Annotated in this window: 12 protein-coding genes and 3 tRNA genes; 12 read left to right on the plus strand and 3 right to left on the minus strand. The window is 60.8% G+C overall.

Going from position 1 to position 13,441, the window contains the following annotated elements; genetic code table 11:
* The first annotated feature begins 156 nt into the window (after window positions 1-156).
* Window positions 157-705, plus strand: a complete 549-nt coding sequence (locus tag KVO92_RS18835) for a glutathione peroxidase (protein ID WP_217477038.1) — start codon at window positions 157-159, stop codon at window positions 703-705.
* Between the two features lie 39 nt (window positions 706-744).
* On the opposite strand, the gene KVO92_RS18840 is transcribed toward KVO92_RS18835, so the two are convergent.
* Window positions 745-2,067 carry an OmpP1/FadL family transporter gene (locus tag KVO92_RS18840; protein WP_217477039.1) on the minus strand — a complete coding sequence of 441 codons (1,323 nt, stop codon included), beginning with the start codon at window positions 2,065-2,067 and terminating at the stop codon, window positions 745-747.
* Between the two features lie 176 nt (window positions 2,068-2,243).
* On the minus strand, window positions 2,244-3,092 hold the full coding sequence (locus tag KVO92_RS18845) for a sulfurtransferase (protein WP_217477040.1): 849 nt from the start codon (window positions 3,090-3,092) through the stop codon (window positions 2,244-2,246).
* Window positions 3,093-3,240: 148 nt separating this feature from the next.
* Between KVO92_RS18845 and rnd the strand changes: the two genes are divergently transcribed.
* From rnd to KVO92_RS18900, 11 genes are all read left to right on the plus strand, one after another.
* Window positions 3,241-4,362 carry a ribonuclease D gene (gene rnd, locus KVO92_RS18850; protein WP_217477041.1) on the plus strand — a complete coding sequence of 374 codons (1,122 nt, stop codon included), beginning with the start codon at window positions 3,241-3,243 and terminating at the stop codon, window positions 4,360-4,362.
* A complete protein-coding gene (locus KVO92_RS18855) occupies window positions 4,362-4,655 on the plus strand; it encodes a YcgL domain-containing protein (RefSeq protein ID WP_217477306.1) in 294 nt (97 codons plus the stop codon). Before rnd ends, KVO92_RS18855 begins: the two co-directional genes overlap by 1 nt.
* Before the next feature lie 113 nt (window positions 4,656-4,768).
* On the plus strand, window positions 4,769-5,218 hold the full coding sequence (locus tag KVO92_RS18860) for a YcgN family cysteine cluster protein (RefSeq protein WP_217477042.1): 450 nt from the start codon (window positions 4,769-4,771) through the stop codon (window positions 5,216-5,218).
* A gap of 52 nt (window positions 5,219-5,270) precedes the next feature.
* Window positions 5,271-6,497 carry a hypothetical protein gene (locus KVO92_RS18865; protein ID WP_217477043.1) on the plus strand — a complete coding sequence of 409 codons (1,227 nt, stop codon included), beginning with the start codon at window positions 5,271-5,273 and terminating at the stop codon, window positions 6,495-6,497.
* Between the two features lie 59 nt (window positions 6,498-6,556).
* Window positions 6,557-7,558, plus strand: coding sequence for a low-specificity L-threonine aldolase (gene ltaE / locus KVO92_RS18870; protein ID WP_217477044.1), 1,002 nt, complete (start codon window positions 6,557-6,559; stop codon window positions 7,556-7,558).
* Between the two features lie 179 nt (window positions 7,559-7,737).
* Window positions 7,738-10,362, plus strand: a complete 2,625-nt coding sequence (alaS, locus tag KVO92_RS18875) for an alanine--tRNA ligase (protein WP_217477045.1) — start codon at window positions 7,738-7,740, stop codon at window positions 10,360-10,362.
* A 152-nt stretch (window positions 10,363-10,514) separates the two neighbouring features.
* Window positions 10,515-11,750, plus strand: coding sequence for an aspartate kinase (locus KVO92_RS18880; RefSeq protein WP_217477046.1), 1,236 nt, complete (start codon window positions 10,515-10,517; stop codon window positions 11,748-11,750).
* 184 nt (window positions 11,751-11,934) lie between these two features.
* Window positions 11,935-12,120, plus strand: a complete 186-nt coding sequence (csrA, locus tag KVO92_RS18885; protein WP_003283978.1) for a carbon storage regulator CsrA — start codon at window positions 11,935-11,937, stop codon at window positions 12,118-12,120.
* Window positions 12,121-12,182: 62 nt separating this feature from the next.
* A tRNA-Ser gene (locus KVO92_RS18890) sits at window positions 12,183-12,273 on the plus strand.
* Between the two features lie 108 nt (window positions 12,274-12,381).
* Window positions 12,382-12,458, plus strand: a tRNA-Arg gene (locus KVO92_RS18895).
* A gap of 70 nt (window positions 12,459-12,528) precedes the next feature.
* Window positions 12,529-12,605: transfer RNA gene (locus tag KVO92_RS18900), tRNA-Arg, on the plus strand.
* 47 nt (window positions 12,606-12,652) lie between these two features.
* On the opposite strand, the gene KVO92_RS18905 is transcribed toward KVO92_RS18900, so the two are convergent.
* Window positions 12,653-13,141 (minus strand): DUF4124 domain-containing protein, encoded by a 489-nt coding sequence (locus KVO92_RS18905; RefSeq protein WP_217477047.1) that lies wholly within the window; start codon window positions 13,139-13,141, stop codon window positions 12,653-12,655.
* Between the last annotated feature and the right edge of the window lie 300 nt (window positions 13,142-13,441).

The raw sequence follows: 13,441 nt of genomic DNA on the forward strand, positions 1-13,441 counted from the left end.
CTCACCAGTGGAGCGGTCTTGACCGCGAAGGACACCGTTTGGTCGGCGAGCCGGCAGCTATCCCAGGCTCGGCCAAAGCAGCGCTCTACTTCATCCGACGTTGCCGGTTTGCCAGCTCGGGGGTAGCGTGGTGCTCATCTCACTCGGAGCGTTCTTATGAAGCGTTATCTGCTTGCCGCCTCGCTGGTGTTCGCCACCCTGGCCGGTCCCGTTCATGCGCAAGAGTGTCCGGCGCTCTTGCAGCACGAGCTACCAAAGCTGCGCTCGAAAGACACCATTGATCTGTGCGAAGCCTTCCAGGGCAAGGCGCTGGTGGTGGTCAACACGGCGAGCTTTTGCGGCTTCGCACCGCAATTCAAGGGGCTGGAGGCGCTCTATCAGCGCTACAAGGACGAGGGCCTGGTCGTGCTTGGCGTACCCTCGGATGATTTCTTTCAGGAGTCGGATGATGAAGCGGAAACGGCGAAGGTCTGCTACGTGGACTACGGCGTCACCTTTCCCATGACGCAGACGCAAGCCGTGCGCGGTAGCGATGCGACGCCGTTGTTCAGGGAGTTGGCCGAGCAGGCCGGCGGGGCGCCGCGCTGGAACTTCTACAAGTATGTGGTCGGTCGCGACGGCCGGGTGATCGACTATTTTTCCAGCAAGGTCAAGCCGGACGATCCCGAGCTGATCGGAGCAATAGAGAAAGCGCTGGGCAAATAGCGGTAGGGTGCCCCGACCGGACGGTCGGGGCGGGGTGCATCAGAAGCGATAGGTCAAACCAGCGCCGAAGCCGTGCGCTCTATTCTTGTACGTAGCGTCGTAGTTGGCTTCGAGCAGACCGCCTTGATAAGAACGGCTGCGGCTAATGTCGACTTCTTCTTCGCGAAGGTACGAGTAAGCAAGGTCGACAGTAACGTCTTCGGTCGGATTCCACGCCAACCCCAAGCTGATCGCAGTGCGATCACCCGTTGGGATACGCGGCGAACGGTGAGTATTGTTGGTCGGGCTCTGGTCGAACGCCAAGCCTGTCCGGAGCGTCCATTCACGGTTCAACTTGTACGCTGCGCCAATCGCATAGGACCAAGTGTCATGCCAATCTTGCTCTTCCACGATCGGAGCGAGATTGCCCTGCAGCGAGGTCGGAATGCCGTCGTTTTCAATGACAATCGCTTCGAAGCGGCTCCAGCGCGTCCACACGGCACCGCCGTACAGCGTCCATTGATCGTTGAGCTCATGAGTAAGCGATACGTCAACCGACTCAGGTGTGTCGAGCTCAAGCGAGGCGTCGTAGTCGCCCGCAGCGCCGGTTAGCGCGAAGCTGCCACCGGATAGTTCGGTGTCGCCCTTGAGCTTGTAAGCAACCTTCGAGTGATAGGTGACGCCCGCTCGTGTTTGTGGAGAAAATTCGTAAAGCAGACCGGCATTGAAGCCGAGCGCAGTGTCGTCGCCAGTGACCTTCACGCGACCGTCATTAGAGCCCAGCGGGCCGGCGGCGTTGGGAGACTTGCTTTGAAGCTCACCGTCGATACGGTTGATGGTTGGGCCGAAGCCTACCGACAGCTTTTCATTGAAGCGGTAGCTAACGGTGGGCTGCACGGTAATCACGCGCACTTCGCTGTAATCACCGAAGTAGCGGCCCTGAAAACCGTTTTCGTAATCGGTCACCAGCCCGAACGGTACATAGACGCCAACCCCTACGGCCCACTTTTCATCGATCGGATTAACGTAGTAACCCATCGGGACGGCGGTAACTGGGACCATATCCCCATCGTTGCTTCCGCCATACGGCAGGCTTGCCCCCCCCAACGCTGGTCCAGAAAACGACCCGGAGCTGTCGCTTATGTCTGTGTTGGCACTGATCGCCGCCATGCCGAAACTCACCTGCTCGCGCTTCAGCATCGCCATTCCAGCAGGGTTTCCAAAAACTGTACTGGCATCATCGGCAGAAGAGGAGCGGCCTGCGAAGGAGGTGCCCATGCCGCTGATGCTCTGTTCGTTCAGTGCGAAGCCAGCAGCCATGGCCTGAGTGGAAAGCGCACCTACGGCTACCGCGATCGCGGTCTTCAACCAAGTTGTTTTCATTGTTGTACTCCAGGGGAAAAAGCGGCTCGGACCCTATCAACAATGTTTGATTCGCTGCAACGAGAAGAGTGCAGTTTTTCGTAAAAGGGTGACGATCGGCAGCGAAAGACGGCGGAATATCCGGGAAAAACCGATTAACCATTTCGTGACCGATCGGACAGATTCGTACTGTCCCGTCATCGCGCCACGGGTCGCTGGGAATCGGTGATCCATTCGCTCCACGAACCGGCGTACAGCTTCGCCAGTGGATAGCCGGCCAGGCAGAGCGCGAACAGGTTGTGGCAGGCGGTCACACCGGACCCGCAATAGGCCACCAGTCCGTCAGCCGACGCCGTCGCGACCAGCGGGCTGAAACGTGCTTGAAGGGCTTGCGGCGAAAGGAAGCGGTCGTCTTCGTCGAGGTTGCCATTGAAGGGGACGCACTGGGCGCCCGGTATGTGTCCGGCAACCGGATCGATGGGCTCCTGTTCGCCTTTGAAGCGGGGCAGGGCGCGGGCGTCGAGCAGCGTCAGGCCGGGCTGCTGCAGGTTGGCCAGGAGGTGTGCGGCGTCGATCAGCATGGCGCTGTCCGGAGTGCCTTCGAAGTTGCCGGGCTCGACGCGAGTCGGTTCGCTGGTCACGGCGCCCCCGGCGGCACGCCAGGCCTTGAGGCCTCCGTCCAGCAGGTATACTCCGCTGCGCTTGCCGAGCCAGGCCAGCAACCACCAGACTCTGGCCGCGAAGGCGCCGGGGCCATCGTCGTAGAGCACCACCTCGCTGTCGTCGTGCAGTCCTGCTTCGCGCAATCGCTCGACCAGTTGTTCTGGCGACGGCAGCGGATGCCGACCGGTCTGGCCGGGCACAACCGGGCCGGACAGGTCCTTCTCCAGATCCAGGTAGACCGCACCGGGGATGTGCCCCTGGTCATAGCTACGCTTTCCATACTGCGGATCGTCGAGGGCGAATCGGCAATCGAGAATGCGCAGGTTCGGCTGGGCAAGCTGTGCCGTCAGGCGGGTGGTGTCGATCAGTTGAGCAAGCGCCATGGCAAGGCTCCGTTCGGGTTGTGTTGGGCAACGGTAGCACGCGTCTTTGACAGTGCCGATGATGCGCTGCGAATGGCGGGGCGCGATATATACTGCGCGCCTATTCGCCCGCACGCCGGTCGTTACAGCAAACAACAAGGAGGGCCTAGTGGCCATCGAAACTCAATGGGTGCGGGATGATGCGCAGCTGGCCCGCCTGTGTGCCGAGTGGCGTCAGTTGCCATACGTGGCGGTGGACACGGAATTCATGCGGGTCGACACCTTTTACCCGATCGCCGCCCTGTTGCAGGTCGGTGACGGCCGTTGCGCCTATCTGATCGACCCATTGCTGATCACCGACTGGCGTGCGTTCGCCGGCCTGTTGGAAGACCAGCAGGTGGTGAAGGTCCTGCATGCCTGTAGCGAAGACCTGGAGGTGCTTTGGCGCCTGACCGGCAGCCTTCCGGTGCCGTTGTTCGATACCCAGCTCGCCGCCGGGTACCTGAATATCGGTTTTTCGATGGGTTACTCGCGTCTGGTACAAGCCGTCCTGAATATCGAGCTACCCAAGGGCGAGACGCGTTCGGACTGGCTTCAGCGCCCGCTGAGCGAGATGCAGGAACGCTATGCGGCCGAGGATGCTCAACATCTGGCCGAACTCTACGCGGCGCTGCTGCCCAAGCTGTGCGCCGACAAGCGCGCCTGGGTACTGGAAGACGGCGCCGAGCTGGTCGCGAACCTGCAGCGCGAAACCGATCCCGACGAAGCCTATCGGGAGGTCAAGCAGGCCTGGCGCTTGAAACCGCGCCAGCTGGCCGTGCTGCGGGCGTTGACGGCTTGGCGCGAGCGTCAGGCGAGAGCGCGCAATCAGCCGCGCAATCGGGTGCTGCGCGAACACAGTCTATGGCCTCTGGCACGTACCCAGCCGACCGATCTGGTCGGTTTGGCGCGCATCGACGACATGCATCCTCGTACCGTCCGGCAGGACGGCGAAGCCTTGCTGGAGCTGATTCGCAGCGCCGCCTCCACGCCGGAGCAGGACTGGCCCGAACCGCTGCCGGAGCCCTTGCCGCTCGAAGCGTCGGGGCTGTTGAAAAAGCTGCGCGCGGTAGGTCAGCGCGAGGCTCAGGTGCTCGATATTGCACCGGAGCTGGCATTGCGCAAAAAGGTCCTGGAGGCCTTGCTTAAAAGCGGATACCCGGATGGCCCCTATACGCTGCCCGAGTCGCTACGTGGTTGGCGCCGTGAACGGATGGGGCAAGCCCTGCTACAGGTTCTGGAAGAGAAATGATGAAACGCATCTGCTCCATTTATAGAAGCCCACGCAAGAACGAGATGTACCTGTACGTCGAGCGAAGCGAGGCATTGGCACGCGTACCCGAAGCGCTACTCGCCGCCTTCGGCCCACCACAGCACGCCTTCGATATGGTCCTGACACCAGAGCGCAAACTGGCACGAGAGGACATCGCGGTGGTGCTCGACAATCTGGAAAAGCAGGGCTATCACCTGCAGATGCCGCCGCCCGAAGACGACTATATCGAGCACCTGCCCGACGAGTTACTGCGGCGCAACGACCCGGTCTGAGCTGGAACACCGTCGGTCGCCTGACGGCTCGCCGCGCCATGCTGCGGGCCGCCGTGCTTGGCCGGTTGCACGGCAATGGCTAGACTCGCCATTTTCTCGAGATGACCCTTTTCATGGCGGCAAAAGTCGAACCCTTCTGGAAACGCAAGTCCCTCGCCGAGCTGGACACCGACGAGTGGGAGTCGCTCTGCGATGGCTGCGGGTTGTGCTGCCTGCAAAAGCTCGAGGACGAGGAAGACGGCAGCGTCTACTACACCCGCATCGCCTGCAAACTGCTCGATTTGAACAGTTGCCGTTGCAGCGATTACCCGAACCGCAGGGCGAGCGTGCCCGATTGCGTTCAGCTGACCCCGGCGGACGCTGCGCAGTTCAAATGGCTGCCCAGCACCTGTGCCTATCGGCTCGTGGCCGAAGGCCGGGACCTGCCGCTCTGGCACCACCTGGTCTGTGGTGATCCGGATGCCGTGCACGCTGAACGCATTTCGCAGTCCGGCCGAATGATCGCCGAAGGAGCTGTCGCCGACGAGGACTGGGAAGACCATCTGATTTTCCGGGCCGGTTGAATCTACCCACGGCCGCGTCGTCTTAGCTCTGAACCCCATCTGGAGTCGCTCGATGTCCCTCCGTCAGTTGCCGCTGCTTGCCGCCTTGTTGCTGTTATTCGTTGCGCCCGCCCAGGCTGCCAAGCGAGTCGATCTGGATTTCGTCGTCAAATTCGTCCCTGAACGGGATGTTGCCGAAGTCGAATTGTTGCTGGAGGACGGCAGCGCAATTCGCTATCTGAACTTCAACCTGGGCGATGAGGGCCTTTACAGCGATTTCGAAACGGACGCCGAGGGCGTATGGCAGGAGCAGGGCGGGCGCGGCATCTGGCGGCCGGCGGCCGGTAAGGCCCGGTTGAGCTATCGGGTGAAAGTCAGTCATCAACGCAAGAGCGGCCGTTTCGATGCGCGCATGACGGACCAGTGGGCGTTGCTGCGCGGCGACGACCTGGTGCCCAGCGGTCGCCTGGACCAGCTCGATGGCGTCAAGCTCGTTTCGCGGCTGAAGGTCGAGTTGCCGGCGGGCTGGAAAGGGGTCGAGACAGGCTGGCCGCGTATCGGCAAGAATCGCTTCCGCATCGATAACCCTGAGCGCCTGTTCGATCGTCCGACCGGTTGGATTCTGGCCGGCAATCTGGGCAGCCGCCGGGCCAAGCTGGGCGAGACGGATGTCACCGTCGCCGGGCCGGTCGGCGAGGGGCTGCGGCGGATGGATATCCTCACGATGCTGACCTTCGTCTGGCCTGAAATGCAGAACGTCTTTCCGCGCGACCCCAAGAAGCTGCTGGTCGTCGGGGCTGGCGATCCGATGTGGCGAGGTGGCCTGTCCGGGCCGAATTCCTTCTTCATGCATGCTGACCGCCCTTTGGTCAGTGAAAATGGCACCAGCTCGCTGGTCCACGAACTGGTGCACGTGTTCAGCCGAATCAGCGACGCCGACCGCAGCGATTGGATCAGCGAAGGCCTGGCCGAGTACTACGCGATCGAACTCGTGCGCCGCGCCGGCGGCATGAGCGAGGATCGCTATCAGCGGGTTCGCGAACACCTGACCAAATGGAGCCGCAAGGTCGACAGCCTGCGTACCGAGCACTCCACCGGTCCCGTCACGGCCAGGGCTGTGCTGATGCTGCAAGACCTCGACCGTGAGATCCGCCAGCGCAGCAAGAGCCGTCATTCACTCGATGACGTGGCGCGCGGCCTGATGCGTCTCGACAGGGTGACAACCAGCGACTTCATCAACATCAGCGAGACCTTGATGGGCGGCGGGTCGAAAGTGCTGGAAACTCGCCTGCTGCGCTAGTGGCGCGCATCGCCATCGATGCACGTGCCTCAGGCAGCCCCAAGCAAGGAACCTTCGAGATGCTCATCGATCTTCGTAGCGATACAGTCACCCAGCCTACGCCCGGCATGCGTGACGCCATGCTGAGTGCGCCAACCGGTGACGATGTCTATGGCGAAGACCCGACGGTCTGCCAGTTGGAGCAGACCGTCGCTGCACGACTGGGGCTGCAGGCGGGGCTGTTCGTGCCCAGCGGCACCATGAGCAATCTGCTCGCGCTCATGGCGCATTGCGCGCGTGGGGACGAATACATCGCCGGCCAGCTGGCGCACATCTACAAGTACGAGGGTGGCGGAGGTGCCGTGCTGGGCTCGATCCAGCCGCAGCCGATTGAAATGGAGGCGGACGGCTCGCTCGATTTGGCGCGGGTGGCCGCGGCGATCAAACCGGACGACTTCCACTTCGCGCGCACCCGCTTGCTGGCCCTGGAAAACACCATGCAGGGCAAGGTGTTGCCGCTCGACTACCTGGCCCAGGCCCGGTCGTTCACCCGTGAACGTGACCTGGCGCTGCACCTCGACGGCGCGCGCCTGTTCAACGCCGTCGTGAAGTTGGGTTGTACGGCCGAGACCATTACGCGTCACTTCGATTCGGTGTCGGTATGCCTGTCGAAAGGATTGGGTGCGCCCGTCGGCTCGGTGCTGTGCGGCGACTCGTCATTCATCGCCCGAGCGCGGCGCCTGCGCAAGATGGTCGGTGGCGGGATGCGTCAGGCCGGCATGGTGGCAGCGGCCGGCTTGTACGCGCTGGAACACCATGTGGCGCGGCTGGCTGAAGATCACCAGCGTGCCCAGGTGCTCGCTGAAGGGTTGGAAGCGCTGGGCTATGTGGTCGAGCCGGTGCAAACCAATATGGTCTACCTGCAGATCGGTGACCGTGCGGCAGCGCTGAAGGCGTTCTGTGCCGAACGCGGTATCCGGCTGACCGCCGCGCCACGGTTGCGAATGGTGACCCACCTGGACGTGCTGCCCGAGCATGTCGATCCGATCCTGGAATGCTTTGCGGCTTTTGCCAGGGCATAGGTTCGAATCGCTGTCGAATAGCTTGATTCAATCTTATTTATCCACTATGCGCGCGGCGCAGGGCCGATATAATGCGGCCCTTTGCCGGCTATTCGTTTGGATAGTTGCGAACCGACGCCCGGTGCGTCCTGCCGTGCCGCTTTACAGCCGCTCGGCCGCTGTCTTCTGGAAGAAAATCTATGAAAAGCGCAGAAATCCGTGAAGCCTTCCTCCGCTTCTTCGAAGAGAAGGGGCACACGCGTGTGGCCTCCAGTTCGCTGATTCCGGCGAACGACCCGACGTTGTTGTTCACCAATGCCGGTATGAACCAGTTCAAGGACTGTTTCCTCGGGCTGGAAAAGCGCGCCTACACCCGTGCGGCCACGAGCCAGAAGTGTGTGCGTGCCGGCGGCAAGCACAACGACCTGGAGAACGTCGGCTACACGGCGCGGCACCATACGTTCTTCGAGATGCTCGGCAATTTCAGTTTCGGCGATTATTTCAAGCGCGACGCGATCAGCTACGCCTGGGAGTTCCTGACATCCGAGAAGTGGCTGAACCTGCCCAAGGAGAAACTTTGGGTCACCGTTTATGCCAGCGATGACGAGGCCTATGACATCTGGACGCAGGAAGTCGGTGTGCCGGCCGAGCGCATGGTGCGCATTGGAGACAACAAGGGGGCACCCTATGCCTCGGATAACTTCTGGGCGATGGGCGATACCGGTCCCTGCGGGCCTTGCACCGAGATCTTCTTCGACCATGGCGAGCACATCTGGGGTGGCCCACCGGGTTCGCCAGAGGAAGATGGTGACCGCTATATCGAGATCTGGAACAACGTTTTCATGCAGTTCAACCGCACCGCCGATGGCGTGATGCATCCGCTGCCGGCGCCCAGCGTGGATACCGGCATGGGGCTGGAGCGCATCAGTGCGGTACTGCAGCACGTGAATTCGAACTACGAGATCGACCTGTTCCAGAGCCTGCTCAATGCTTCGGCCCAGGCCATCGGTTGTCACAACGAGGGGCAAGCTTCGCTCAAGGTCGTGGCCGACCATATTCGCTCCTGCGGTTTCCTCATCGCCGACGGTGTGACGCCTTCGAACGAAGGGCGCGGCTACGTGCTGCGCAGGATCATCCGCCGCGCTTGCCGGCACGGTAACAAGCTGGGCGCGAAGGGGAGTTTCTTCCATCGGATCGTTGCCGCTCTGGTGGCTGAGATGGGTGATGCCTTCCCCGAACTGCGTACGCAGCAGGCGCATATCGAGCGTGTGCTGAAGACCGAGGAAGAGCAGTTCGCCAAGACCCTCGAGCAGGGGCTGAAAATCCTCGAGCAGGATCTGGCCGAGTTGAGCGGCAGCGTCATCCCCGGCGAGGTGATCTTCAAGCTCTATGACACCTACGGGTTTCCCGTCGACCTCACGGGCGACATCGCGCGCGAGCGCGAGCTGACCCTCGATGAAGCGGGATTCGAGCGCGAAATGGAGGCTCAGCGCGAGCGGGCTCGCTCGGCCAGTGCCTTTGGCATGGATTACAACAATCTCGTCAAGGTCGAGGGTGACACGCGCTTTACCGGCTATCTGGGCACCTCCGGGCGCGGCAAGGTGCTGGCGCTGTTCAAGGAAGGCATGGCCGTGCAGACCTTGTCAGCCGGAGAGGAAGGCGTGGTGGTGTTGGACGAGACGCCGTTCTATGCCGAATCCGGCGGTCAGATCGGCGATTGCGGTTACCTGTCCGCCGAAGGCCTGCGCTTCGACGTTCGTGACACCAGCAAGGCCGGTGGCGCGTTCCTGCATCACGGCATTCTCGATAGCGGCAGCCTGCAAGTCGGTATGGCCGTCGAGGCCGTCGTCGATGCTTCGGTTCGCCAGGCAACGGCTCTGAACCATTCCGCCACCCACCTGCTGCATGCCGCTCTGCGGCAGATCGTTGGCGATCATGTCGCGCAGAAAGGCTCGCTGGTCGACAGTCAGCGACTGCGCTTCGATTTCAGTCATTTCGAGGCGATCAAGCCCGAGCAGCTGAAAGCGCTGGAAGATATTGTTAATGCCGAGATACGCCGTAACACGGCAGTCGATATCGAAGAGACCGACATCGAGACAGCGAAGCGCAAGGGTGCGATGGCCCTGTTCGGCGAAAAATACGGCGAGCGGGTGCGCGTCCTGACCATGGGCGGTGGCTTTTCTGTCGAGCTCTGCGGCGGGACCCACGTCAGTCGGACCGGCGATATCGGTCTGTTCAAGATTGTCAGCGAAGGTGGCGTAGCCGCGGGCGTACGGCGGATCGAGGCGGTTACCGGTGAACAGGCGCTGGCGTATCTGAACAATGCCGAGCAGCAGTTGAAGGAAGCGGCTGCCCTGGTCAAGGGCAGCCGTGACAACCTGCTGGACAAGCTGGGAGCGGTGTTGGAGCGCAATCGCCAGCTGGAGAAAGAGCTCGAGCAACTCAAGGCCAAGGCGGCCAGCGCGGCCGGTAATGATCTGGCCAGCTCCGTTGTCGATGTGAAGGGCGTGCAGACCCTCGCGGCTCGCGTGGATGGGCTCGATGGCAAGGCGTTGCTTGCGCTGGTCGATCAGCTGAAGAACAAGCTCGGCAGCGGCGTTATCCTGCTTGGCGGCGTGCTGGACGAAAAAGTGGTGCTGGTCGCCGGTGTGACGCAGGATCTGACGGCACGTTTCAAGGCGGGTGATCTGATGAAGCAGGCTGCCGCGGTGGTAGGTGGCAAGGGCGGCGGTCGTCCGGACATGGCCCAGGGCGGCGGCAGTGACATCGGGCGGCTCGACGAGGCGCTGGCCCTTGTCGCCGCGTTTGTCGAGCAGCGCTTGTAACGACGCGGCGACAGGCCGCTCAGTCTTCGGCCCGGGGTCGCAGGCGTATCGATGAGGCACCACGGATCGGGCAGTTCGATCTGCCCGGTTCAGGTGTGGTGCTTGGGTTGTTTGTTTAATGAGCGCCCGTGACGGGCTTAGGCGGCTATGAGATGGCTTTGATCGTACAGAAGTTTGGTGGTACCTCGGTGGGCTCCGTCGAGCGCATCGAGCAGGTGGCGGCGAAGGTCAAGAAGTTCCGGGACAAGGGCGACGACATTGTCGTCGTGGTTTCCGCCATGAGCGGTGAAACCAATCGGCTCATCGATCTGGCCAAGCAGATCAGCGAGCAGCCCGTGGCACGTGAACTGGATGTGATGGTTTCGACCGGCGAACAGGTCACCATCGCGCTGCTGGCCATGGCGCTTATCAAGATTGGCGTGCCGGCCGTTTCCTATACCGGCAGCCAGGTTCGCATTCTCACCGACAGTGCTCATACCAAGGCGCGCATCCTCGAGATCGATTCGCAGCAGATCCACAAGGAACTCAAGGCTGGTCGCGTCGTCGTGGTTGCTGGTTTCCAGGGCGTTGACGCGGCCGGCAACATCACCACCCTCGGACGCGGTGGCTCGGACACCACGGGCGTGGCGCTGGCTGCGGCGTTGAAAGCCGATGAGTGCCAGATCTACACCGACGTCGACGGCGTCTATACGACCGACCCACGTGTGGTGGCCAAGGCCCAGCGGCTAGACAAGATCACCTTCGAGGAAATGCTGGAAATGGCGAGCCTCGGCTCCAAGGTGCTGCAGATTCGCGCCGTGGAATTTGCCGGCAAATACAGCGTGCCGTTGCGCGTGCTGCACAGTTTTCAAGAGGGTCCAGGAACCCTCATTACCCTTGATGAAGAGGAATCCATGGAACAGCCCATCATTTCCGGCATCGCTTTCAATCGTGACGAAGCCAAGCTGACCATTCGTGGCGTGCCGGATACGCCCGGGGTGGCTTTCAAGATCCTCGGGCCGATCAGTGCGGCTAACGTCGAGGTCGACATGATCGTGCAGAACGTTGCGCACGATAACACCACGGATTTCACCTTCACCGTTCACCGGAACGACTACCATAACGCGTTGCAAGTCCTGGAGGGCATTGCTCGCGACATGGGGGCCAGGGAAGTCATTGGTGATGTGGATATCGCCAAGGTGTCTATAGTTGGCGTTGGCATGCGTTCGCACGCCGGCGTTGCCAGCCGGATGTTCGAGGCGTTGGCGAAGGAAAACATCAACATCCAGATGATCTCCACGTCCGAAATCAAGGTTTCGGTGGTGATCGAGGAGAAGTACCTGGAGCTGGCGGTAAGGGCCCTGCACACGGCTTTCGAGCTGGATGCTCCTGCCGGCAAGGGTGAGTGATTCACGGATTTGCGAGCAATTCGCACCTTCCGTCGTTTTAGATGTAAGAAAAAGGAACTTTAGAGTCGTTCTTACTGGTCAATAGCTGGTGCGAAGGCTCTAGGGCCGATGTTTCACGGAGCATTATCCGTTTTTTACTTTGCAGACTGTTTACTGAATTGAATCCGTTTTTAAGGAGAAAGGAATGCTGATTCTGACTCGCCGGGTCGGAGAGACCCTGATGGTGGGTGACGATGTGACTGTCACCGTGCTGGGTGTCAAAGGAAATCAAGTGCGCATTGGGGTGAATGCTCCTAAAGAGGTAGCTGTGCACCGTGAGGAGATCTATCAACGGATCCAGAAAGAAAAAGATCAAGAACCAAGCCATTAATATTTATGTGATTTTTGGCTTTGCAAGCGGGGCGAAGATGGGTATCATGCGCCCCGTGTTGCGGAGAGGTGGCCGAGTGGCCGAAGGCGCTCCCCTGCTAAGGGAGTACATCTCAAAAGGGTGTCGGGGGTTCGAATCCCCCCCTCTCCGCCATTTTGCATCGTTAAGGTTGTGGTTGGTTCCGGCACTTTGGTTTGTGGAAATCACTGAATTAAAGAGCTTGACCGGCAAATTCACAAACTTATAATGCGCACCCTCAGTGCACTCATAGCTCAGCTGGATAGAGTACTCGGCTACGAACCGAGCGGTCGGAGGTTCGAATCCTCCTGAGTGCGCCACTTTAAGCGAGTCACCGAAAGGTAGCTCGTGGCTGTAACCAGCGGTGATCTGGTTTATCAAGCGCCACATGCACTCATAGCTCAGCTGGATAGAGTACTCGGCTACGAACCGAGCGGTCGGAGGTTCGAATCCTCCTGAGTGCGCCAAACCTGAAAGGGCCTGCAGCGATGCAGGCCCTTTTTTCGTTACTGGCTCAGCGTTTCCCGCGTACGCAGCCGTGCTCATCGAAACTGATGGTTCGTGTCCGGCCCTTGTCGGTGCTGTAGCGATATTGCACCTGTCCATTGCGGCTGGTGATGGAGTCGGGTGTCCCGAAGGTGCTTTCGATATCTGCGCGGGTCATCCCGGGGCGAATCTGCTGCCGCACCTTGGCGTTGCGTTTGGCACTTCCGGTGATGCGATTGCCGCAACCGTCTTCCGGCACGCCTACAACGGTGAGCTGATCTGCGGCCGTATGCTTTCGTGCATTTCGTGGCCTTGGTTTGGCCAGAGGAATCAAGCGGTCGGAGCTTGGCGTCGGATTCGTCACGTCCTGGCTAAGGGCTGCGTGATCGGGCGGGCAGCCCTGTCGAGTGAACGTGACATTGCCGGCCCCGTCCGTGCAGCGGTAAACATTCGCGGCGAGCGTCGGGGTGATGTTGAGCAGCAAGGCGCAGCTGCTCGCAATGAGTAGCTTGTGCATGGTCGTCCTCCTTGACGAATGAGCGACGAAGCCTAGCCAACATTTTCTTCGTACGCAGTCGTGTCTTCTCGTAACGTGAATGCGTCGACAATGAGAGCCCGCATGTTCGCGGCGACAGTGATGCAAGCAGTTGTATTAGCTGCATTTCATGGGTCGGCTCAGCGGCTGCAGTGGTATTATCGCGTGATCCGCCCTCAGGGCTTGTGGATCCCATTCATGGATTTGCCCAGTAGTCGAACAACGCTTTCGTTTGCCAATCACGTATCGAATGATTGATCCCCTGGCGCGCTCCGACCGCTG

Origin of the sequence: Stutzerimonas stutzeri (genome assembly GCF_019090095.1) — a bacterium.
Taxonomy (GTDB): domain Bacteria; phylum Pseudomonadota; class Gammaproteobacteria; order Pseudomonadales; family Pseudomonadaceae; genus Stutzerimonas; species Stutzerimonas stutzeri_AN.